Here is a 20,399-nt window from a genome sequence, read left to right as displayed (position 1 = left end):
TTGTGGCGCACCGATGATCCCCTGTGGGAACCAGCCTGCTGGCGAAAAGGTCGACCCAGGCACCGCAAATCCGACTTACTCGACCCGCATCTCGCCACTGAACACCAACGTGTTGCGACACCGCCGGCACAAATACCGCCGCCCCTGCCGCACCAAACCATGACGTTGCGCCGAGAACGGGAAATCGCTGTCGGCGCACGGGCACTTGTAGATGTAGCGGGTCACGCTACGGCGCTTGACGTCGTAGGTGTGGCAGCGGTTGGGTGGCAATTCGTACACGCCGCGCATGATCAGTTGCCACTCTTCGCCATGGGGCTGGATGCGGTCACCGAACAGTTGATGGGCGATCAGGTGCGCGACCTCGTGGGCGACGGTCTGCTTGAGAAAATCTTCAGTGTTTTCACGGTACAACTGCGGATTGAAGCGCAGCAGGTTCTCGTGCAGGTGTGCGACACCGGCTTTTTGCCCACGCAGCTTGAAACTCACCACGGGGCGTTTGAAAGGTCGTTTGAAAAAGGATTCGGCTTGTTGGAAACAGTCTTCGACGCGGGTATTGAGTTGCTCGGGCATGCTTGATGGATCTCCAGAGCAGTCGAGTATGCCGCAAGCCAGGGGCCTTGCGAATCGGCGAGGTGCCGAATGGTCTTCGGCGCTCTTTGTGCCTGGGCATTAAAAGGCCGCCTTGCGGCGGCCTGTGTCGGCAGATCTGATTTTTTTGTGGTGAGTTGCTAGTTGGTATAGACCGGCCCCACGCCGAGTCCCCAGACAATCACGGTGAACGCCATGATGGCTACCAGCACCACCAGGCCTACGGCGAGCACCGAACTTGAAAACAGAAAGCCCTCGTCAGATGGAATGTTCATGAAGGTTGGCAGTCCCACATACAGCAGGTACACCGTGTAGCAGATGGCCGCCGTGCCGACGATCATCCCCAGCCACAAGTGGGGGTACAAGGCCGCGAGGCCGCCGATGAACAGCGGCGTAGCGGTATAGGTTGCGAACGCAATGCAGCGTGCGAGGCTCGGATTGGCGTCATAGGTGCGGGCCATCCAGTGGATGAATGCACCCATCACCGCCACACCGCCGAGCATCGCCAGGTACGACATGACGGTCATCCATAGTGCGCTTTCCACGGTCAGCATCACCGGCGGGCGATTGCCGATGACCCAGCCCACCTGCGTGGTCCCGATGAACGCCGATATCGCCGGTATCGCCGCCAGGATCAGCGTGTGGGTCAGGTACATGTGGCTGATACTTTCTTCCTGATCGCCACGAATCTCTTTCCATTCTTGGTCAGGGTGGGTGAAGAGCCCCACTACGTGATGGATCATGCCAGTCACTCCTCTTGTTTTTACCGTCGCCCCCCAGCGGAGCGCCCTACGGGCCAACGAGGCCAAGTAAGTAGTAGGTCTGTATGTGATTCGACCTTATGACGCAGTATAGGAAGGACTTAACCCTACAGGGGGTAGGGCTTAGAGCAAATTGCGCTGTAAAGCGCCGGGGTAATCGCTGTTGTGTCTGTAGGGCGCGCGATCCGTCGGGGCACTTCGTTCCTGAAGGGTTTTTGCGTAAAATGCCGGCCTTTCGTCACACCTCACGGATTTCGCGTCATGGGCACTCTTACGGTCAACCAGAACAAACTGCAAAAGCGCCTTCGCCGACAGGCCGGTGAGGCGGTCGCCGATTTCAACATGATTGAAGACGGTGACAAGGTCATGGTCTGCCTGTCCGGCGGCAAGGACAGCTACACCATGCTTGATGTGCTGATGCACTTGCAGAAGGTCGCGCCGATCAAGTTCGAGATCGTGGCCGTGAACATGGACCAGAAGCAGCCGGGTTTCCCCGAGCATGTGTTGCCGGCCTACCTCAAGGAGCTGGGCATCGAGTACCACATCGTCGAGAAAGACACTTACTCGGTGGTCAAGGAACTGATTCCGGAAGGCAAGACCACCTGCTCCCTGTGCTCGCGCCTGCGTCGTGGCACGCTCTACACCTTCGCCGACGAAATCGGCGCGACCAAGATGGCCCTCGGTCACCATCGCGACGACATCGTCGAGACATTCTTCCTGAACATGTTCTTCAACGGTTCGCTCAAGGCCATGCCGCCGAAGTTGCGTGCCGATGACGGCCGCAACGTGGTGATCCGTCCCCTGGCCTACTGCAACGAAAAAGACATCCAGGCCTACTCGGACCTCAAGCAATTCCCGATCATCCCGTGCAACCTCTGTGGCTCCCAGGAAAACCTGCAGCGCCAGGTGGTCAAGGAAATGCTGCAAGATTGGGAGCGCAAGACCCCGGGCCGTACCGAAAGCATTTTCCGCAGCCTGCAGAATGTGATCCCGTCGCAATTGGCCGACCGCAACCTGTTCGACTTCACCAGCCTGAAGATCGACGAATCCGCCGCTTCGCGCTTCGTCAACGTGGTCAACCTTTAAACACCCTCACTGTGGGAGCCAGCCTGCTGGCTCCCACAGGTGTTGGCCGTTCATTTTTCAATCCTCAGGAGAGGGCATGCGCGACTACAAGTGGCTGAACGAATACTGCTTGAACCGCTTCGGTTCGGCGGCTGAACTGCAAGCCCATCTGCCCGTTCCCAAGACTGCGGCGCAACTGCGCGACATCACCGACGACCGTTACTTATCGACCATGGCATTGCGCGTATTCCGCGCCGGGCTCAAGCACAGCCTGGTGGACGCCAAGTGGCCGGCCTTCGAAGAAGTGTTCTTCAAGTTCGACCCGGAAAAAGTCGTGCTGATGAGTGCTGAACACCTGGAGCGGTTGATGCAGGACACGCGGATCATCCGCCATCTGGGCAAGCTCAAGAGCGTACCGCGCAATGCACAGTTCGTACTGGACGTGACTCACGAGCAGGGTAGCTTCGGGGCGATGATCGCCGATTGGCCGGTGACCGACATCGTCGGGCTGTGGACCTTGCTGAAAAAGCGCGGTCATCAGTTGGGCGGGCTGTCGGCGCCGCGATTCTTGCGCATGGTCGGCAAGGACACCTTTGTGCCGAGCTATGATGTGGTGGCGGCGTTGAATGCCCAAGGCATCATCGACAAAGTGCCGAGTAGTCTGCGCGACCTCGCTTTGGTGCAGGACGTGTTCAATCAGTGGCATGAGGAAAGTGGTGGGCGGCCGATGAGCCAGATTTCGATGATGCTGGCCTACACGGTCAACCATTAAGGCCGAGTTGCCCTGTTCGCTGGCAAGCCAGCTCCTACAAAAGCACTGTGGCCCTGTAGGAGCAGGCTTGCCAGCGAAGGCGTCGGATCAGGCGACGGAGATTTCGCCCTCGCCAGCCAACTTGCGATTCAACTGATACCGCCACCGCACATACAGCAGCGCCGAGCAGAACACCGCCAGGCTCGCGGCCATCTCCAGCACGCCGAATATCTGCCGGTTCGGGTCATAAGCGGCCAATGCGCCCTTGATGAAGTACAGGTTCACCACAAAGCACATCCACGAATGGCCCCGGGCGTTGCCGACAATCATCCCCGGCGCGAGCAGCAGCAATGGCACCAGCTCAATCAGCAGGATCACCCACGGCCGCGCGCCGTGCAGGTCGGCGATCAACAGGTAGTAAACGCAGAGCAATCCCACCAGGCCAAAGAAGCACAGCAGGCTGATGGCGCGCATCGCCTTGACCCGTGGTTCAAGCCATTCGATAGCGGGCAGGACCTTCGGCTTCTTGGCCACCCTCAACCCTCCAGTTTCTGTGCAGTCTTGGCCAGGCGCATGCCCAGGGCCCGGCACAGTGCCACTTCGTGGGCGTCCAGACCGCTTTTGCCATCGGCTCCGGCGTGATGGCTGGCGCCGTACGGCGTGCCGCCGCCCTGGGTTTCGAGCAACGCCGACTCGCTGTAGGGCAGGCCGGTGATCAGCATGCCGTGGTGCAACAGCGGCAGCATCATCGACAGCAGGGTGGTCTCCTGCCCGCCATGCAGGCTCGCAGTGGAGGTGAACACACCGGCGGGTTTGCCCACCAGGGCGCCGGTCAGCCACAGGTTGCTGGTGCCGTCGAGAAAGTACTTGAGTGGCGCGGCCATGTTGCCGAAGCGGGTCGGACTGCCCAGCGCCAGGCCGGCGCAGTTCTTCAGGTCATCGAGGCTGGCGTAGAGCGCGCCTTCATCCGGGATATCCGGCGCCACGGCTTCGCATTCGGTGGAAATGGCCGGCACCGTGCGCAATCGGGCTTCAAGGCCGGCCTGTTCGACGCCACGGGCAATTTGCCGGGCCATTTCATTGGTCGAGCCGCTGCGGCTGTAATACAGCACCAGAATGTACGGCGCACTCACGGCAACAGCTCCAGGATCTGCTCTGGCGGACGGCCGATGATGGCCTTGTCGCCCACTTCGAGGATCGGTCGCTCCATCAGTTTCGGGTGGGCGGCGATGGCGGCGATCAATTGCGCCTCGCTCAGGCTGCTGTCGGCCAGGGCGAGGGCCTTGTATTCGTCTTCGCCGGTGCGCAGCAGTTGCCGCGCGCTGATCCCGAGTTTGCCCAGCAGGCTCTGGATTTGCGTGGCATCCAGCGGCGTTTCCAGGTAGCGGACCACCGTCGGGGCCAGGCCGCGGGCTTCAAGCAGTTCGAGCGCACCGCGGGATTTCGAGCAGCGCGGGTTGTGATAAAGCGTCAGATCGGTCATGAGCGGGTCGCATCTTGCGTAAGGTGGCGGCTATTCTAACTGGGCAGCGCGTAATCCTGAACCTTGCCGGGCAAAGGGTCACAGGCGCTTTCAATTTTTGACAAGGAACACGACATGACAAGGCGACTGGCAGCGGCATTGACCATTATCGGGGCGTTGATGCTGGGGGGCTGCGGTAACGACTACGGGATCGATCAGAACGGACAGAAGGTCGCCTCCGAGCGTCTGGACGGCAAATGGCTGGTGATCAATTATTGGGCTGAATGGTGCAGCCCGTGCCGTACCGAGATTCCGGAATTGAACGCGTTGGCCGACCAGCTCAAGGACAAGAAGATCGGCGTGTTCGGGGTCAACTTCGACAATGTGCAGGGCGAAGAGCTGAAAAGTGCCAGCGAGAAACTCGGGATCAAGTTCACCGTGCTGGCGCAGGACCCTTCCGAATTGTTCGAGCTGCCGCGCAGTGAAGCGTTGCCGGTGACCTACATCATCGATAACAAGGGCAAGGTGCGGGAACAATTGATGGGCGAGCAAACGGCGGCGGGGGTGGTGGCGAAGCTGGAGGCGTTGCAGGCTAAAAACTGATTACGCTGATCGTTCCAGCTGTGGCGAGGGCTTTTGTGGTGAGGGGATTTATCCCCGTTGGGTTGCGAAGCGACCCCAAAAAAAAGGGACTGCTGCGCAGTCCAGCGGGGATAAATCCCCTCGCCACAACAGAGGAGATCAACCCTCTTCCAGCCACCAGCGCAGTGGCTTGCCTTCGGCTGGCCAGAAACGCATCTGGTCGATAGACGAGACGTCCCAGCTCTGCACGTTTTCCAGCGCCTGGAGGAAGCGTTTTTCCTGCTCCATCAGCGCTGGCGCACAGAGTTTGCGGGTGCTGCCGATCTTGCCGAAGCTCAGCTTGCTGCCTTCCAGGGAGTACGGCGCGAACCAGTGGTTGCAACCGCCGCTACCGTAGGCGCGACCGTCGTCGCCCAAGGTAATGGTCAGGTGGCTGTAATCCATCAACGGACGTTCGCCGATCCACTCCAGGATGTAACTGCGATTGTGCTCAAGCTGCACCGGGTCCGCGGCGCAGCCCAGCAGGCTTGCACCGACCAGCGCGGTCAGGGCGAGGCGTTTCATCACGCAGGCTCCTGGCATTTAGGGCACAGGTGTTTCTCGCCAACGGTGGTCCAGCCCAACTCGGCGATCCGCGCGGAGGCAGCAGGCTTTTCAGCCTTGTTGCCAAGCTTGGCGTCAACGGCGAACTCGAAACTCAGTTCCTTGGCGCAGCTGTCGCAGTTCACCTGCCAGGTATGGATCGCCAGTTCGCCGAACACCGGGCCACTGGCCACAGCGACCCATTGGCCGGGCGGGTTGATCAGGTGGCGAACCGTTTCGACGGTCAGGCGCATGGACAAGTCCTTGGCGCCCTTGAGGGTCACGACCAGCACGTCGTTATTACGAATCGAGCCGCCGTTGCCGGTGACTTGATAACGCCCCGGCACCAGGGCGCGGCATTCGGTGAGGGTGTGTTGCGGGTTCATCAGGGTGTAGCGGAAATCGTGTTCGACCATGGGTCCTCCAAATATGCGCGATATGCTAGCACGGGCATACGCGCAGCATGGCGCGGGCATATGACCTTCGATCAGGTTCAATCACCCTCGACCTGATTCTCCGGCGCTCCGGCCGCCCAGGCCGCGATGTTCTGCAAGGTGGTCGCGGCGATTGCGCCCAGGGCTTCGCGGGTCAGGAAAGCCTGGTGTGCCGTGACGATCACGTTGGGGAAGGTCAGCAACCGCGCCAGTACATCGTCCTGCAACGGCAGGTCGGAACGGTCTTCGAAAAACAGTTGTGCTTCCTCTTCATACACATCCAGTCCCAAATAACCCAGCTGGCCGTTCTTCAAGGCATCGATCAGGGCAGGGGTGTCCACCAGGCCGCCGCGACCGGTGTTGATCAACATGGCGCCTGGCTGCATGTGCGCCAGCGATTGGCGGTTGATCAAGTGCTTGCTCTGCTCGTTGAGCGGGCAGTGCAGGCTGATGATCTGCGCCTCGGCCAGCAATTGCGGCAGGCTCAGGTAGCGGGCGCCAAGCGCTTCGACCTGCGGATTGGGGAAGGGGTCGTAGGCCAGCAGTTGGCAGCCGAACCCGTTCATGATTTTCGCGAAGGTCGCACCGATCTGCCCGGTGCCGACCACGCCGACGGTCTTGCCCACCAGGTCGAACCCCGTCAACCCGTGCAGGCTGAAGTCGCCTTCGCGCGTGCGGTTGTAGGCGCGATGCAGGCGGCGGTTGAGTGCCAGGATCAGGGCTACGGCATGCTCGGCCACGGCGTGGGGCGAATAGGCCGGGACGCGCACGACCGCCAGCCCCAGGCGCTTGGCCGCCGCCAGGTCGACATGGTTGTAACCGGCCGAACGCAGGGCGATCAAGCGGGTACCACCGGCGGCCAGGCGTTCGAGCACCGGGGCGCCGAGGTCATCGTTGATGAAAGCGCAGACCACCTCGTGGTGCTCCGCCAGCGCGACGGTATCGAGGCTCAGTCGTGCCGACTGGAAGTGCAACTCGATACCTGGCGGCAGGTTGGCGGCGAGAAAGCTGTCGCGGTCGTAGGTCTGGCTGCTGAAAAGAATCGTGCGCATGCGGTCCTCCTGGAAAGTGCATCAGGCATTGATGCGCGCCTGGGCGGCCAGGCGGTTGATCGCCCGGTCGAGATCTTCAAGTGCGCGATAGGCCTTGGGATCTTGCTGCTTGAGCAAGGTTTCACTGCGTTGGCAGGCGGCGCGCAGTTGCGGTACGCCGCAATAGCGGGTTGCGCCGTGCAGGCGATGAACCCGCTCGATCAGGGCGTTGTGGTCATTGCTTTGCTGGGCTTGGCGGATGGCTTCGCGGTCGGCTTCCAGCGACGCCAGCAGCATTGCCAGCATGTCCGCCGCCAGATCGGCCTTGCCTGCGGCCAGGCGCAAGCCTTCTTCGTGGTCGAGCACCTGCAACTCGTAGGTGCTGCCGTGGCTGTCGCCTGCGCGCTCTGGTGTGTGATTGCGCAGGGCCAGCCCGCTCCATTTGAGTACCACTTGCGCCAGTTGCCGCTCGCTGATCGGCTTGGTCAGGTAATCGTCCATGCCGCTTTGCAGCAATGCGCGTTTTTCGTTGGCCATGGCATGTGCCGTGAGGGCTACGATCGGCAGCGGCGTGCAATGCCGTTCGCTTTCCCATTGGCGGATCGCTTCGGTACTTTGACGACCATCCATGCCGGGCATTTGCACGTCCATCAGCACCAGGTCGAACGTCTCGTTCTGCACCGCCTTGATCGCTGCGTAACCGCTTTCCACGGCGAGCACCTTGGCGCCCATGTCTTCGAGCAGGGTCTGCACCAGCAGCAGATTGGCCGGGTTGTCGTCGACACACAGCACCTTCGGTGCGCGGCTCGACAGCGGCTCGCTGGACTCGCTACGCGATTGCCGCGGGTTGACCAGGTCGGACAGCGCGCGCCGCAGCTTGCGGGTACAGGCCGGTTTCGCCTGGAGCTGGCTGTGGGGGTTGGGCACCGACAGGTGGAACAGCGTCTGTTCCGTGGTGGGGCACAGCACCAGCACTTTGCAGCCCAGGTGCTCGAGGTCCCAGATGTGCTGGTTGAGGCGTTCAGGCGGCATGTCGTTGCTGGTGATGCCCAGCACCGCGAGTTCGATCGCCTGATCGGTCTGGTGCGCGCCGGTGACGCCGTTGGTCAGGCTTTCCAGGGTATTGAACGTGATGACGTCCAGGCCACAGTCTTCCAGTTGATGCTGCAACGCCTGGCGCGCCAGCTCATGGTTTTCCAGCACCGCAACCCGGCGTCCGAGTAACGGCGCGCTCGGCAGGTCTTCGGCATCGTCGCGGGTCTTGGGCAGGTTCAGGCTGATCCAGAACTCCGAACCCTCGCCCGGGGTGCTGTCGACGCCAATCTCGCCACCCATCTGTTCGATCAGGCGCTTGGAGATCACCAACCCCAGGCCCGTGCCGCCGGGTTGCCGCGACAGCGAGTTATCGGCCTGGCTGAAGGCCTGGAACAACGCGCGCACATCCTGGCTCGACAGGCCGATGCCGGTGTCCTGGATGCTGATGCGCAATTGCACGCTGTCTTCGTGCTCTTCTTCGAGCATGGCCCGGGCGACGATGGTGCCCTCGCGGGTGAACTTGATCGCATTGCTGACCAGGTTGGTCAGGATCTGCTTGAGCCGCAACGGATCGCCCACCAGCGACAGGGGGGTATCTCGATACACCAGGCTGATCAACTCCAGCTGTTTGGCGTGGGCGGCCGGGGCGAGGATGGTCAATGTGTCTTGCAGCAGGTCACGCAAATTGAACGGAATATGGTCGAGCACCAGCTTGCCCGCCTCGATCTTCGAAAAGTCGAGGATCTCGTTGATGATCCCCAGCAGGCTGTCGGCAGATTTTTCGATGGTGCCCAGATAATCGAGCTGGCGCGGGGTCAGTTCACTTTTTTGCAGCAGATGGGTAAAGCCGAGGATGCCGTTGAGCGGCGTACGTATTTCATGGCTCATGTTGGCCAGGAACTCGGACTTGATCCGGCTCGCCTCCAGCGCTTCCATGCGCGCCAGGTCCAGTTCGATGTTCTGGATCTCGATGGTCTCGAGGTTCTGGCGCACGTCCTCGGTGGCCTGGTCGATGCTGTGTTGCAGTTCTTCCTGGGCATTCTGCAGGGTGCCGGCCATGCGATTGATGCCGGAGGCCAATTCATCCAGCTCCTGGCTGCCCAGTGGCGGCAGGCGGGTTTCCAGGTGACCGTCCTTGAGTTGGGCGACGGCCTGTTTGATCTGGGTCAGCGGACGATTGATCGTGCGGCCCATGCGCAATGCCAGCAGCGCCGCCCCGCCGAGACCGCCAGCGATCATCAGCAGGCTGGCGAACAGGCTGCGGTAGCCACGCAGCAGCATGCCGTTGTGGGACAGTTCGAGTTCGACCCAGCCCAGCAGGCGGTCCGCCTCATCGGGGATCACGTCGCCTGCCAGGTTGCGGTGTTTGCCGAACACCGGCAGCAGGTAGCGCGTTGCTTCGCTGCCACTGCGGCGCAGCATCTGCGAGCCTTCGCCCATTGGCGCCTGGGTCAGCATTATCGGCCCGGCGTGGGCCCGCGGCGTACGGTCTGGCGCAAGGAAGGTCACGGCGCGCACGTCCGGTTGTTCCAGGGACTGGGTGGCGATGCGCTCCAGCATTTCGTTGTTGTTGTGCCCCATGGCTGGCGCCACCAGCGGCGCCAGTTGCTCGGCGATCATTTCGCCGCGCTGCAGGAGTTGGGTTTGCAGGTCCGATTGCTGCATCCAGGTGAAATAGCCGCCCAGGACCACCGCCATGAGGCTGGTCGGCAGCAACGTCAGCAACAGCACGCGGCCCTTGATTCCCAGTTTCGTCAGCACGCCTCTCTCCTGCAACCGGCTATTTATCGGGCTGCGCGTGCGTCCGGCACGCGCCACTTGCGCAGTGTAGCGATTTGCAGGCGGGCAATCCTCGATAATTGATGTCGTCATTCGTCGGTTGGTTGTGGGCTTTTGCACTCGGTGCAAACCCTTGGGTTGCCCCGGGCGAGGCAATCTTGAATAATTACCAACTGAGAATTATTTGCAGATACTAATGACGACCATCAGCGCTGGCCATCCCCGTATCCTCTCCATCGAAGACGACCTCGTACTCGGTGCCTATGTGCATGAACATCTGGGCCGCAGCGGCTTCCAGGTCACCTGGTGCCAGAACGGCCAGGAGGGCCTGGACATTGCCCGCGAGCAAGCCTTCGATGTGGTGCTGATGGACATCCTGTTGCCGGGTATGGACGGGTTGGCAGTGCTGACGCAACTGCGCCGCAGCCATTCCACCCCGGTGTTGCTGATGTCGGCACTCGGTGCCGAGGCCGATCGCATCAGCGGCTTTCGACTGGGGGCCGATGATTACCTGCCCAAGCCCTTCAGCATGGTCGAGCTGCGCGTGCGCATCGAAGCCATCCTGCGCCGCGTAGCGCTCGATCGCCGGCCGACCCCGGTGGCGATGGTGGCCGACGTGGACAGCCTGCGTTTTGACGACGAATACTTCGACGTTTTTTATGGCCAGCAGCCCGCGGGCCTCACTCGAAGTGAGTACCGCCTGCTGGAAACCCTGAGCCGCAGCGTCGATGAAGTGTTGAGCAAAGCCTTCCTTTATCAGCAGGTACTGCAGCGCGGTTATGCCGCCCACGATCGTAGCCTGGACATGCACATCAGCCAGATCCGCCGCAAACTCAAGGCTATCGGCTACACCGAGCGGGAGGTGCGCACGGTCTGGGGCAAGGGCTACATCCTGAGTGCCGTCGATGAAGTGTAAGTTGCCGGGGCGGCATTCGCTGTTCTGGAAACTGGCGTGCCTGTTGGTGGCGTTCTGCCTGCTGATGATCTGGTTGAGCTGGTCCTGGGGCCGCTATATGGAGCAGCGCAACCAGTTCCTGTCGGATGAAGCGCGCGGCACGCTGACGCGCTATGCCGCCGAAGCTGAGCAAGCGTGGCAGCAGCGCCAGCAAGAGGGTGTCGATAGCTGGCTGCAGAGCATGCACAACCGCGAAACGGGGTGGGTCGGTGTCATCGGCGGTGATCTGCAGTCGTTGAGCAGCTATACGCTGACGGACAAGGAAGTCGAGCGCCTGACCTTTCTGCGCGGCCTGGATTGGCCCGTCCACAAGAAAGGCCGGCCATGGATGCGGGTGCCGTTTCCCGGCGATCCGGCCGCCGGCAGCCTGGTGATCGAACTGCCGAAACGGTTCGTGCCCGGGCGCTACCGGGTGTTCTGGCGGGTGATCACCAACGGCGTCATTCCGGGGTTGTTCACCTTGCTGTTGTGCGTCGGCTTGTACCGCTTGCTGGTGGTGCCGCTCAATCACTTGCGCGAACAGGCCAATGCCTGGCGTGCCGATCAGCTCAACGTGCGACTGTCGCGCCGCACCACCAACCGCGCCGATGAATTGGGGGAGTTGGGCAGGGCGTTCGATCACATGTCCGAACGCCTGCAAAGCACCGTGGCCCTGCAGCAACAACTATTGCGCGATCTGTCCCACGAATTGCGCACGCCGTTGAGCCGCCTGCGGGTGGCCAGCGAAAGCGAGCAGGGGCTTGAACAACTGCGTGAGCGTATCGGCCGCGAGGTCGATGGCATGCAACGGCTGGTGGAGGACACGCTGCAACTGGCCTGGCTCGATACGGAGCGCACGCGATTACCCGACGAAGCGATCCAGGTCCAGGCCTTGTGGGAGATGCTCACGGAAAACGCCTGCTATGAAAGTTGCTGGCCGGATGGGCAGTTGCAGTGCTCGGTGGACGCCTCCTGCTGGGTGCGCGGCCATCTCAACACTTTGGCCCAGGCTTTGGAGAACATGCTGCGTAACGCCATTCGACATTCACCCAAGGGTGGCATTGTTCACCTGGGCGGGCGGCGCGACGGCGACTTCTGGCACCTGTGGCTGGAGGATCAGGGGGGCGGTGTGGCGGAAGCGGATCTTGAGCGGATCTTCCTGCCCTTTACCCGCCTCGACGGCTCGCGGCCGGGGGATGGCGGATTCGGCCTGGGCTTGAGCATTGCCAGGAATGCGGTGCGGCGTCAGGGCGGAAGGCTTTGGGCGCAGAACACCGGGAGCGGGTTGCGGATGAATATGCGCTTGGTGGCGGACGATGGAACTGTCAGTGAAGACGCCTTTCCGAGCAAGCTCTCCCATCCTGCAACGCTCTGATTTTGCCGGAGCGTTCCTGAGTTCCTGTACGACATTTCCCAAAGGGTATCACCGGTCATTTCGAACATCCCTGGCGGTTTAAGCTCGCGCTTTTACTCATGTTCAAGGATTCACTCATGACCGTACCCCAAATACCCGGCAGTACCACCGACGACCGCTTCAATGAAGTGCTTGCACTGATTCAAAGTGCCCGGCGCCATGCCATGCAGGCGGTGAATACCCAGTTGATCGAGCTGTACTGGCAGGTTGGTGCTTATATCAGCTGCAAGCTGGAGAAAGCCGAGTGGGGTGATTCCGTTGTCGGTCAACTGGCGGAACATCTCAGTCAGACCCAGCCGGGGCTGCGAGGCTTTACCCGGTCGAATTTGTTCCGCATGCGCCAGTTTTATGAGACCTACCGCACCGAATCAAAAGTCGCACCACTGGCGCGACAATTATCCTGGTCACATAATTTGATCATCTTTGGCCAATGCAAGCGGCCAGAAGAGCGCGAGTTCTATCTGCGAATGGCCGTTCAGGAAAAATGGTCGAAACGCGAACTGGAGCGCCAGTTCAAGGCGGCGCTGTTTGAGCGCAGCGTGACCCAGCCGGCCAAAGTCTCCTCAGCACTGAAACAAACTCACCCCTCTGCGTTAGAGATATTCCGTGACGCCTACATGGTCGAGTTTCTTGGCCTGCCCGGCGCCCACGGCGAAACCGATTTGCATCGGGGCCTACTGGCGCGTCTCAAGGAGTTTTTGATCGAGCTTGGCCGCGATTTCTGCTTTGTCGGCTCCGAATACCCGCTTCAAGTTGGCGGGCGTGATTTTGCGCTGGACTTGCTGTTCTTTCACCGCGGTCTCAACTGCCTGGTGGCCATCGAGCTCAAGGTGGGGCGTTTTGAGCCGGAGTATCTGGGCAAGCTGGGCTTCTATCTGGAAGCCCTGGATCGCGAGGAGCGCAAGCCTCATGAAAACCCGGCAATCGGGGTCCTGCTCTGTGCCAGCAAGGATGACGAAGTCGTCGAGTACGCCCTTAACCGCAGCCTGTCGCCCGCGCTGATCGCGGAGTATCAGGTCCAGCTGCCGGACAAACAGTTGCTGCAGGCCAAGCTGCATGAATTCTATGCCTTGAATGTCACTCAGTCGGAAGAGGGCTGAATTAGCCGCTTATTCCCATAAACCATAAGCACCACACTTTGCGTGATATGGCCTTGCGAGGTTTGCCGGTATGATAGGCGCCCCCGCAGTCTGGATTGCGAATACGCCATGACCTTGCAGTACCCAACCATCGCCGATTGCGTCGGCAACACTCCGCTGGTCCGTTTGCAGCGCCTGCCCGGCGAAACCAGCAACACCCTTTTGCTCAAGCTCGAAGGGAACAACCCGGCGGGTTCGGTCAAGGACCGTCCGGCGCTGTCGATGATCACCCGCGCCGAGTTGCGCGGGCAGATTCATGCAGGCGATACGTTGATCGAAGCGACCTCGGGTAACACCGGGATCGCGCTGGCCATGGCCGCTGCGATCAAGGGTTACAAGATGATCCTGATCATGCCGGACAACTCCAGCGCCGAACGCAAGGCCGCCATGACCGCTTATGGTGCCGAGCTGATCCTGGTCACCCAGGAGCAAGGCATGGAAGGCGCCCGCGACCTCGCCCAGCGTATGGAAGCAGAGGGTCGCGGCAAGGTGCTGGACCAATTCGCCAACGGTGACAACCCGGAGGCGCACTACACCACCACCGGTCCGGAAATCTGGCGCCAGACCCAGGGCACCATCACCCATTTCGTCAGTTCCATGGGCACCACCGGCACCATCATGGGCGTCTCGCGCTACTTGAAAGAGCAGAACGAGCGCGTGCAGATCATCGGTCTGCAACCGATGGAAGGCTCGGCGATTCCGGGTATCCGTCGCTGGCCCCAGGAGTATCTGCCGAAGATCTACCAGGCCGATCGCGTGGACCGCATTGTCGATATGGCCCAGAGCGAAGCCGAAGACGTGACCCGTCGACTGGCCCGCGAAGAAGGCATCTTCTGTGGCGTGTCCTCCGGCGGTGCTGTGGCAGCGATGCTGCGCCTGTCCAAAGAAGTTGAAAACGCGGTGATCGTCGCGATCATCTGCGACCGTGGCGACCGATACCTGTCGACCGGCATTTTCGACGCGCCCAACTGATGGCCAAGCATGAGAGAGGCCTGCGCTTCCAGCCCACCGGCGGCAGCAAGGCCCCGCAAGTCCCGACCGGCAAAAAGCAGCGCCTGAACATCGAGCGCCTGGCCAACGACGGTCGCGGTATCGCGTTTTTCGAAGGTCGTACCTGGTTCGTCATCGGCGCACTGGCCGGTGAAGAAGTCGAGGCGCGCGTACTCGGCGCCCACGGCAAAGTGGTCGAGGCGCGTACCGAGCGGGTGTTCAAGGCCAGCGAGTTGCGTCGCCCGGCACCGTGCGCCCATGCCAGCCGTTGCGGCGGCTGCAGCGTGCAACATCTGCCCCACAACGAACAACTCGCCCTGAAACAGCGCATGCTCGCCGAGCAATTGTCGAAGGTCGCCGGTGTCGAGCCCGAAGAATGGGCCGCGCCTTTGAGCGGCCCGGAATTCGCCTATCGCCGTCGCGCCCGGGTAGCGGTGCGCTGGGACATGAAAGCGAAGAAGCTCGAAGTCGGTTTCCGCGCTGCCGGCAGCCATGACATTGTCGGCATCGATGATTGCCCGGTACTGGTACAGCCCTTGCAGCCGATCATGACGCGCTTGCCGGAAATGCTGCGGCGTTTGAGCAAGCCCCAGGCACTCGGGCATGTGGAATTGTTCAGCGGTTCATCATTGGCGGTGTTGCTGCGGCACATGGCGCCGTTGTCCGACAGTGACATGACCATCCTCAAGGATTTCTGTGCGTTCCATGAAGCCCAGTTGTGGCTGCACGGGGACGGCGAGCCGCATCCGGTCGAGGCCGATCAGTCCCTGGGCTATCGTCTTGAACAGTGGGATTTGAACCTGGCGTATCGGCCTGGGGATTTCATCCAGGTCAATGCCGGGGTCAACGAAGCGATGGTTGCCCAGGCGCTGGACTGGCTGAAACCGCAAGCAGATGAGCGAGTTCTCGATCTATTCTGTGGGTTGGGTAACTTTGCCTTGCCGCTGGCCAAAGCCGTTCGCGAAGTCGTGGCGGTGGAGGGTGTGCAGGTGATGGTCGATCGCGCCGCCGCAAATGCGGTCAGCAACAATCTGAATAATGCGCAGTTTTTTCAGGCCGATTTATCCCAGCCTTTGACCGATGCCGAATGGGCGCGTGAAGGCTTTTGTGCGGTACTCTTGGACCCACCGCGTGACGGCGCTTTCGAGGTCGTGCGCAAACTCAAGTCCCTGGGGGCCGAGCGGTTGGTGTATGTGTCGTGCAACCCGGCAACCCTGGCGCGCGACACCGTTGAATTGATCAAGCAGGGCTACCGGTTAAAACGTGCCGGGATTCTCGATATGTTTCCTCAGACGGCACATGTCGAAGCCATGGCGTTATTTGAAGCGAGCTAGGATGCTCGTCTGGTCCGACTGGCCCGCCCGTGCAGCCGCGTACCAGCCCGACGTGGGCTCATGGGCAACGAAGGTCAGCGATTTGACGCATTGAATCTGCGTCGTAGGGAAGGTAAGCAAGATGGTACAGGTGAGAGCACACCAGCCGATCAACACCGACGGCAGTATCAATCTCGAGGCTTGGCTCGATCACGCGGTCACTGTCGATCTGGCACTGGATCGCGAAGCCTTGAAAGAAGCCTGCGAGTACGCTCGCGAGGCCGAACAACAAGCCAATGCGGCGAAGAACCTGTGGTCCGAAGGGACCTCGAGTTTCCGCACTGGCCTTGAGATCGCCGAGATTCTCGCCGACCTCAAGCTCGATCAGGATTCGCTGGTTGCCGCGATTCTCTACCGGGGCGTGCGTGAAGGCCAGATCCCGTTGCCGGCAGTCAGCCAGCGCTTTGGTCCCGTAGTCGCCAAACTCATCGACGGCGTGCAACGCATGGCGGCAATCAGCGACAGTCTGAGCCCGCGCAAATCCATGGTGATGGGCACCCAGGGCCAGGTGGAAAACCTGCGCAAGATGCTGGTGGCCATGGTCGACGACGTTCGCGTCGCCCTGATCAAACTGGCCGAGCGCACCTGCGCGATCCGCGCGGTAAAAACCGCCGATGACGAAAAGCGCAACCGCGTCGCCCGCGAGGTGTTCGACATCTACGCGCCGCTCGCCCATCGCCTGGGTATCGGTCACATCAAGTGGGAACTGGAGGACTTGTCCTTCCGTTACCTGGAGCCGGACCAGTACAAGCAGATCGCCAAGTTGCTCCACGAGCGGCGACTGGATCGCGAGCGCTTCATCAGCGACGTGATGAGCCAGCTGAAGAACGAGTTGCAGGCCACCGGCGTCGATGCCGACATCAGCGGCCGGGCCAAACATATCTATTCGATCTGGCGCAAGATGCAGCGCAAGGGCCTGGAGTTCAGCCAGATCTACGACGTGCGCGCCGTGCGTGTGCTGGTGCCGGAAATGCGCGACTGCTACACCGCGCTCGGCATCGTCCACACCTTGTGGCGGCACATCCCCAAAGAGTTCGACGACTACATCGCCAACCCCAAGGAAAACGGCTATCGCTCGCTGCACACAGCGGTGATCGGTCCCGAGGGCAAGGTGCTGGAAGTGCAGATCCGCACGCACTCGATGCATGAGGAAGCCGAACTCGGCGTCTGCGCGCACTGGCGCTACAAAGGTACTGACGTCAAGTCCGGCTCCAATCACTACGAAGAGAAAATCTCCTGGCTGCGTCAGGTGCTCGAGTGGCACGAAGAGCTGGGCGACATTGGCGGGTTGGCCGAACAGCTGCGGGTCGATATCGAACCGGACCGGGTCTACATCTTCACCCCGGACGGTCACGCCATCGACTTGCCGAAGGGGGCGACACCGCTGGACTTCGCCTACCGCGTGCACACCGAGATCGGTCACAACTGCCGTGGCGCCAAGATCAACGGGCGCATCGTGCCGCTCAACTACAGCCTGCAAACCGGTGAACAGGTCGAGATCATCACCAGCAAGCATGGCACCCCGAGCCGTGACTGGCTGAACCCGAACCTGGGTTACGTCACCACCTCACGGGCGCGGGCGAAGATCGTTCACTGGTTCAAGTTGCAGGCCCGCGATCAGAACGTCGCGGCCGGTAAAACCCTGCTGGAACGTGAACTCAATCGCCTCGGCCTGCCGGCGGTGGATTTCGACAAGCTGGCCGACAAGGCCAACATGAAAACCGCCGAGGACATGTTTGCCGCGCTCGGTGCCGGCGACCTGCGCCTGGCGCAACTGGTCAACCTGGCGCAGCAACTGGTCGAGCCGGAACGTGGCAATGAGCAGTTGGAGCTGATTCCACGCAAGGCCACCGGCTACAAACCGGGCAAGCGTGGCGATATCCAGATCCAGGGCGTGGGCAACCTGATGACCCAGATGGCGGGTTGCTGCCAGCCGCTGCCGGGGGATGCGATCGTCGGCTACATCACCCAGGGCCGGGGCGTGAGCATTCACCGCCAGGATTGTGCCTCGGTGCTGCAATTGTCCGGGCGCGAGCCTGAGCGGATCATCCAGGTCAGCTGGGGGCCGGTACCGGTGCTCACCTATCCGGTGGACATTGTCATCCGTGCCTACGACCGTTCCGGATTGCTGCGTGACGTTTCGCAGGTGCTGCTCAACGAGCGGATCAACGTGCTGGCGGTCAATACCCGCTCGAACAAGGAGGACAACACTGCGTTGATGTCCCTGACCATCGAGATTCCGGGGCTGGATGCGCTGGGGCGCTTGCTGGGGCGGATTTCCCAGTTGCCGAACATCATCGAAACGCGGCGTAACCGTACACCGTGAGCCATCCCATACTGTAGGAGCCGGCTTGCCGGCGAAGGCGCCCGCCAAAGCCTTGTGCTGATCCAGAGGACGCCTTCGCTGGCAAGCCAGCTCCTACAGGGTGTTTGACGAGACTGATTGATGTATTCACTTGAAGACCTGCTACACCTGATGAACCGCCTGCGCGACCCGCAGTACGGTTGCCCGTGGGACATCAAGCAAACCTACGCGACCATCGTCCCGCACACCCTCGAGGAGGCCTATGAAGTCGCCGATGCCATCGAGCGCGGCGACTTCGATCATTTGCAGGGTGAGTTGGGGGATCTTTTGTTCCAGGTGGTTTATTACAGCCAGCTGGCTCGGGAGGAGGGGCGTTTCGAATTCGCCGGCGTGGTCGACAGCATTACCCGCAAGCTGATCCGCCGTCATCCGCATGTATTTCCCACCGGTGACCTGTACGCGCCGCTGGATGTACCGCGCTTGAATGAAGAGCAGGTCAAGCAGCGCTGGGAAGAGATCAAGGCCGAAGAGCGCGCGGAGAAATCCTCTGCACCGCAACAGTTGTCCTTGCTCGATGACGTCCCCGCCGCGCTGCCGGCGTTGTCCCGGTCGGCCAAGTTGCAAAAGCGTGCAGGGCAGGTCGGTTTCGACTGGCCCGATGCGCTGCCGGTGCTGGACAAGGTTCGTGAAGAACTCGATGAAATACTCGAAGCGATGGCCGACAACGACTCGGAGGCGATTGCCGATGAAGTCGGCGACCTGCTGTTTTCCGTGGTCAACCTGGCGCGGCATCTCAAGGTCGATCCGGAAACCGCGCTGCGTGGCGCCAACAGCAAATTCGAACGACGCTTCCGTTTTATCGAACAGGCATTGCGCGACACCCACCGTCCCATGGAAGATTGCACCCTCGAAGAGTTGGACGCCCTGTGGGGCGAAGCCAAACGCCAGGAAAAGAATGTGCCCAGCTGCGGTTGAGCAGTTGCCTAAGTGAGTAATAAGCACCATGAGCATTTCCCTTCGCGACCAGTTGCTCAAAGCAGGGCTGGTCAACCAGAAGCAGGCCAAGCAGGTCAGCAAAGACAAACAGAAGCAGCAACGCCTGGCCCACAAGGGGCAGATCGAGCTTGATGATTCCCAGCAGCGTGCGGCCCAGGAAGCCATGGCCGAGAAGGTCAAGCGCGACCAGGAGCTCAACCGCCAGCAGCAGGAAAAGGCCGAGGCCAAGGCTCGTGTCGCGCAGATCAAGCAATTGATCGAAGCCACGCGCCTGCCGAAGTTGACGACCGAGGACTACTACAACTTCGTCGACGACAAGAAGGTCAAGCGTCTCTCGGTCAACACCCTGATGCGTAACAAGCTGAGCAACGGTTCGCTGGCCATCGTGCATCACGCCGGCGGCTATGAAGTGATTCCCCGTGAAGCCGCCCTGAAGATCCAGGAGCGCGATCCGCAACGTATCGTGCAGCTGAATGTGAAGACCGAAGAAGTGGCCGCCGAGGACGATCCGTACGCGGCCTATCAGATCCCGGATGATCTGATGTGGTAAGCGGTTAACGCCTGCAATAACGACAAACCCCGCTTCTTGGCGGGGTTTGTCGTTTTCAATGCTGTCATTGCTCAGGCGGAGCGAAGTTCTCTTTGCTGCTCCAGGGTTTCCAGTTCGGCCTTGTAGTTGTGGGCGTCAGTCTCGGAGTGAAACATCCCGACCAGCAGGTCCTGTTGGTACACATCCCAGATCCGGATGCCGGCGGCTACGCCTTCATGGGACATATGTGAATCGTCGCGTTCAGTTACTTTGACAGTCATCTGCTAGCTCCAATCTCTGTTATCTGCAGCAAGGCATGTGCAGGACTCTGTTATAGAGTTTGGTAGCTTGCTAAGTAAACGACTGAGTTTGGAAAGGTTTTGTTGCAGAATTGGAAACAGTCCTGCAGCCCGCGTAATCCGCGACATTCAGTCGCAGGTCATTGAGTTCCATGACAAAAGCTTCATGTTCACAGCGATAAAAGCGGCGGATGAAACGGATACATGTAGGAGCCCGGCTTGCCGGCGAAGGCGTCAGCAAGTGCGCCTTCGCCGGCAAGCCGGTCTCCTACAAAAGCAAAAGCAAAAGCAAAAATGAAAGACAAAAAAACGCCCCGAACCAGTCGGGGCGTTTTTGTGTGGCTCAGCAG

General features: G+C 60.8%; 22 protein-coding genes. 11 read left to right on the top strand and 11 right to left on the bottom strand.

Annotation, left to right across the window (positions count from 1 at the left end; all coding sequences use genetic code 11):
* Window positions 1–75: 75 nt before the first annotated feature.
* A complete protein-coding gene (locus HFK74_RS06040) occupies window positions 76–570 on the bottom strand; it encodes a SprT family zinc-dependent metalloprotease (protein WP_180202742.1) in 495 nt (164 codons plus the stop codon).
* A gap of 158 nt (window positions 571–728) precedes the next feature.
* A complete protein-coding gene (locus HFK74_RS06035; RefSeq protein ID WP_180202741.1) occupies window positions 729–1,331 on the bottom strand; it encodes a Yip1 family protein in 603 nt (200 codons plus the stop codon).
* Window positions 1,332–1,610: 279 nt separating this feature from the next.
* Here HFK74_RS06035 and ttcA point away from each other — a divergent pair, with 279 nt between their 5' ends.
* Together ttcA and HFK74_RS06025 are read left to right on the top strand one after the other, a co-directional pair.
* Window positions 1,611–2,435 carry a tRNA 2-thiocytidine(32) synthetase TtcA gene (gene ttcA, locus HFK74_RS06030; RefSeq protein ID WP_090324525.1) on the top strand — a complete coding sequence of 275 codons (825 nt, stop codon included), beginning with the start codon at window positions 1,611–1,613 and terminating at the stop codon, window positions 2,433–2,435.
* 76 nt (window positions 2,436–2,511) lie between these two features.
* The gene (locus HFK74_RS06025; protein ID WP_180202740.1) at window positions 2,512–3,186 is read left to right on the top strand and encodes a DNA-3-methyladenine glycosylase I; all 675 of its coding nucleotides are present in this window, start codon (window positions 2,512–2,514) and stop codon (window positions 3,184–3,186) included.
* 87 nt (window positions 3,187–3,273) lie between these two features.
* On the opposite strand, the gene HFK74_RS06020 is transcribed toward HFK74_RS06025, so the two are convergent.
* Genes HFK74_RS06020 through arsC form a run of 3 tightly spaced genes read right to left on the bottom strand, consistent with a single transcriptional unit; the run spans window position 3,274 to window position 4,648 of the window.
* Complete coding sequence (locus HFK74_RS06020; RefSeq protein ID WP_180202739.1) at window positions 3,274–3,699, bottom strand: DUF2069 domain-containing protein; 426 nt, start codon at window positions 3,697–3,699, stop codon at window positions 3,274–3,276.
* Between the two features lie 2 nt (window positions 3,700–3,701).
* Complete coding sequence (gene wrbA / locus HFK74_RS06015; protein WP_008054817.1) at window positions 3,702–4,298, bottom strand: NAD(P)H:quinone oxidoreductase; 597 nt, start codon at window positions 4,296–4,298, stop codon at window positions 3,702–3,704.
* Complete coding sequence (gene arsC / locus HFK74_RS06010; RefSeq protein ID WP_180202738.1) at window positions 4,295–4,648, bottom strand: arsenate reductase (glutaredoxin); 354 nt, start codon at window positions 4,646–4,648, stop codon at window positions 4,295–4,297. The genes wrbA and arsC overlap by 4 nt, the downstream gene beginning before the upstream one ends.
* 114 nt (window positions 4,649–4,762) lie before the next feature.
* On the opposite strand from arsC, the gene HFK74_RS06005 reads away from it, so the two are divergent.
* Entirely contained in the window at window positions 4,763–5,230 is a 468-nt protein-coding gene (locus tag HFK74_RS06005; protein ID WP_008054820.1) for a TlpA disulfide reductase family protein, read from the top strand.
* Window positions 5,231–5,368: 138 nt separating this feature from the next.
* Here the strand turns inward: HFK74_RS06005 and HFK74_RS06000 are convergent, their stop codons facing one another.
* From HFK74_RS06000 to HFK74_RS05985, 4 genes are all read right to left on the bottom strand, one after another.
* A complete protein-coding gene (locus HFK74_RS06000; RefSeq protein WP_180202737.1) occupies window positions 5,369–5,773 on the bottom strand; it encodes an META domain-containing protein in 405 nt (134 codons plus the stop codon).
* Window positions 5,773–6,207 (bottom strand): hypothetical protein, encoded by a 435-nt coding sequence (locus HFK74_RS05995; RefSeq protein WP_008054824.1) that lies wholly within the window; start codon window positions 6,205–6,207, stop codon window positions 5,773–5,775. Before HFK74_RS05995 ends, HFK74_RS06000 begins: the two co-directional genes overlap by 1 nt.
* A 77-nt stretch (window positions 6,208–6,284) precedes the next feature.
* Window positions 6,285–7,277, bottom strand: coding sequence for a 2-hydroxyacid dehydrogenase (locus HFK74_RS05990; protein ID WP_180202736.1), 993 nt, complete (start codon window positions 7,275–7,277; stop codon window positions 6,285–6,287).
* Between the two features lie 21 nt (window positions 7,278–7,298).
* Entirely contained in the window at window positions 7,299–10,052 is a 2,754-nt protein-coding gene (locus HFK74_RS05985) for a response regulator (protein WP_180202735.1), read from the bottom strand.
* Between the two features lie 214 nt (window positions 10,053–10,266).
* Between HFK74_RS05985 and HFK74_RS05980 the strand changes: the two genes are divergently transcribed.
* From HFK74_RS05980 to HFK74_RS05945, 8 genes are all read left to right on the top strand, one after another.
* The gene (locus tag HFK74_RS05980; RefSeq protein WP_180202734.1) at window positions 10,267–10,986 is read left to right on the top strand and encodes a response regulator transcription factor; all 720 of its coding nucleotides are present in this window, start codon (window positions 10,267–10,269) and stop codon (window positions 10,984–10,986) included.
* Window positions 10,976–12,379 carry a sensor histidine kinase gene (locus tag HFK74_RS05975; RefSeq protein ID WP_180202733.1) on the top strand — a complete coding sequence of 468 codons (1,404 nt, stop codon included), beginning with the start codon at window positions 10,976–10,978 and terminating at the stop codon, window positions 12,377–12,379. The genes HFK74_RS05980 and HFK74_RS05975 overlap by 11 nt, the downstream gene beginning before the upstream one ends.
* A 116-nt stretch (window positions 12,380–12,495) precedes the next feature.
* Window positions 12,496–13,518, top strand: a complete 1,023-nt coding sequence (locus HFK74_RS05970; RefSeq protein WP_180202732.1) for a YhcG family protein — start codon at window positions 12,496–12,498, stop codon at window positions 13,516–13,518.
* 108 nt (window positions 13,519–13,626) lie between these two features.
* The gene (gene cysM / locus HFK74_RS05965) at window positions 13,627–14,529 is read left to right on the top strand and encodes a cysteine synthase CysM (protein WP_008054834.1); all 903 of its coding nucleotides are present in this window, start codon (window positions 13,627–13,629) and stop codon (window positions 14,527–14,529) included.
* The gene (gene rlmD / locus HFK74_RS05960; protein ID WP_180202731.1) at window positions 14,529–15,881 is read left to right on the top strand and encodes a 23S rRNA (uracil(1939)-C(5))-methyltransferase RlmD; all 1,353 of its coding nucleotides are present in this window, start codon (window positions 14,529–14,531) and stop codon (window positions 15,879–15,881) included. The genes cysM and rlmD overlap by 1 nt, the downstream gene beginning before the upstream one ends.
* Before the next feature lie 121 nt (window positions 15,882–16,002).
* A complete protein-coding gene (relA, locus tag HFK74_RS05955; protein ID WP_180202730.1) occupies window positions 16,003–18,246 on the top strand; it encodes a GTP diphosphokinase in 2,244 nt (747 codons plus the stop codon).
* Between the two features lie 120 nt (window positions 18,247–18,366).
* Complete coding sequence (gene mazG / locus HFK74_RS05950) at window positions 18,367–19,200, top strand: nucleoside triphosphate pyrophosphohydrolase (RefSeq protein ID WP_180202729.1); 834 nt, start codon at window positions 18,367–18,369, stop codon at window positions 19,198–19,200.
* Between the two features lie 28 nt (window positions 19,201–19,228).
* Window positions 19,229–19,771, top strand: coding sequence for a DUF2058 domain-containing protein (locus HFK74_RS05945; protein ID WP_180202728.1), 543 nt, complete (start codon window positions 19,229–19,231; stop codon window positions 19,769–19,771).
* Window positions 19,772–19,842: 71 nt separating this feature from the next.
* On the opposite strand, the gene HFK74_RS05940 is transcribed toward HFK74_RS05945, so the two are convergent.
* Both HFK74_RS05940 and HFK74_RS33060 read right to left on the bottom strand, forming a co-directional pair.
* Entirely contained in the window at window positions 19,843–20,031 is a 189-nt protein-coding gene (locus HFK74_RS05940; RefSeq protein ID WP_008062860.1) for a hypothetical protein, read from the bottom strand.
* A 188-nt stretch (window positions 20,032–20,219) separates the two neighbouring features.
* Window positions 20,220–20,354 carry a hypothetical protein gene (locus HFK74_RS33060; RefSeq protein ID WP_257230257.1) on the bottom strand — a complete coding sequence of 45 codons (135 nt, stop codon included), beginning with the start codon at window positions 20,352–20,354 and terminating at the stop codon, window positions 20,220–20,222.
* Between the last annotated feature and the right edge of the window lie 45 nt (window positions 20,355–20,399).

Origin of the sequence: Pseudomonas sp. SbOxS1, assembly GCF_013416725.1 — a bacterium.
GTDB lineage: Bacteria > Pseudomonadota > Gammaproteobacteria > Pseudomonadales > Pseudomonadaceae > Aquipseudomonas.
Note: the sequence above shows the minus strand (reverse complement) of the source record. Positions and strands in the feature narration are given on the sequence as shown.

Coding starts and splice junctions, on each gene's coding strand:
- arsC (WP_180202738.1), bottom strand. CDS start 4,648: ATGACCGATCTGACGCTTTATCACAACCCGCGCTGCTCGAAATCCCGC.
- HFK74_RS05975 (WP_180202733.1), top strand. CDS start 10,976: ATGAAGTGTAAGTTGCCGGGGCGGCATTCGCTGTTCTGGAAACTGGCG.
- HFK74_RS06035 (WP_180202741.1), bottom strand. CDS start 1,331: ATGATCCATCACGTAGTGGGGCTCTTCACCCACCCTGACCAAGAATGG.
- mazG (WP_180202729.1), top strand. CDS start 18,367: ATGTATTCACTTGAAGACCTGCTACACCTGATGAACCGCCTGCGCGAC.
- HFK74_RS05980 (WP_180202734.1), top strand. CDS start 10,267: ATGACGACCATCAGCGCTGGCCATCCCCGTATCCTCTCCATCGAAGAC.
- HFK74_RS05970 (WP_180202732.1), top strand. CDS start 12,496: ATGACCGTACCCCAAATACCCGGCAGTACCACCGACGACCGCTTCAAT.
- relA (WP_180202730.1), top strand. CDS start 16,003: ATGGTACAGGTGAGAGCACACCAGCCGATCAACACCGACGGCAGTATC.
- HFK74_RS06005 (WP_008054820.1), top strand. CDS start 4,763: ATGACAAGGCGACTGGCAGCGGCATTGACCATTATCGGGGCGTTGATG.
- HFK74_RS05990 (WP_180202736.1), bottom strand. CDS start 7,277: ATGCGCACGATTCTTTTCAGCAGCCAGACCTACGACCGCGACAGCTTT.
- HFK74_RS05995 (WP_008054824.1), bottom strand. CDS start 6,207: ATGGTCGAACACGATTTCCGCTACACCCTGATGAACCCGCAACACACC.
- HFK74_RS06000 (WP_180202737.1), bottom strand. CDS start 5,773: ATGAAACGCCTCGCCCTGACCGCGCTGGTCGGTGCAAGCCTGCTGGGC.
- HFK74_RS06025 (WP_180202740.1), top strand. CDS start 2,512: ATGCGCGACTACAAGTGGCTGAACGAATACTGCTTGAACCGCTTCGGT.
- cysM (WP_008054834.1), top strand. CDS start 13,627: ATGACCTTGCAGTACCCAACCATCGCCGATTGCGTCGGCAACACTCCG.
- ttcA (WP_090324525.1), top strand. CDS start 1,611: ATGGGCACTCTTACGGTCAACCAGAACAAACTGCAAAAGCGCCTTCGC.
- HFK74_RS05945 (WP_180202728.1), top strand. CDS start 19,229: ATGAGCATTTCCCTTCGCGACCAGTTGCTCAAAGCAGGGCTGGTCAAC.
- HFK74_RS05940 (WP_008062860.1), bottom strand. CDS start 20,031: ATGACTGTCAAAGTAACTGAACGCGACGATTCACATATGTCCCATGAA.
- rlmD (WP_180202731.1), top strand. CDS start 14,529: ATGGCCAAGCATGAGAGAGGCCTGCGCTTCCAGCCCACCGGCGGCAGC.
- HFK74_RS06040 (WP_180202742.1), bottom strand. CDS start 570: ATGCCCGAGCAACTCAATACCCGCGTCGAAGACTGTTTCCAACAAGCC.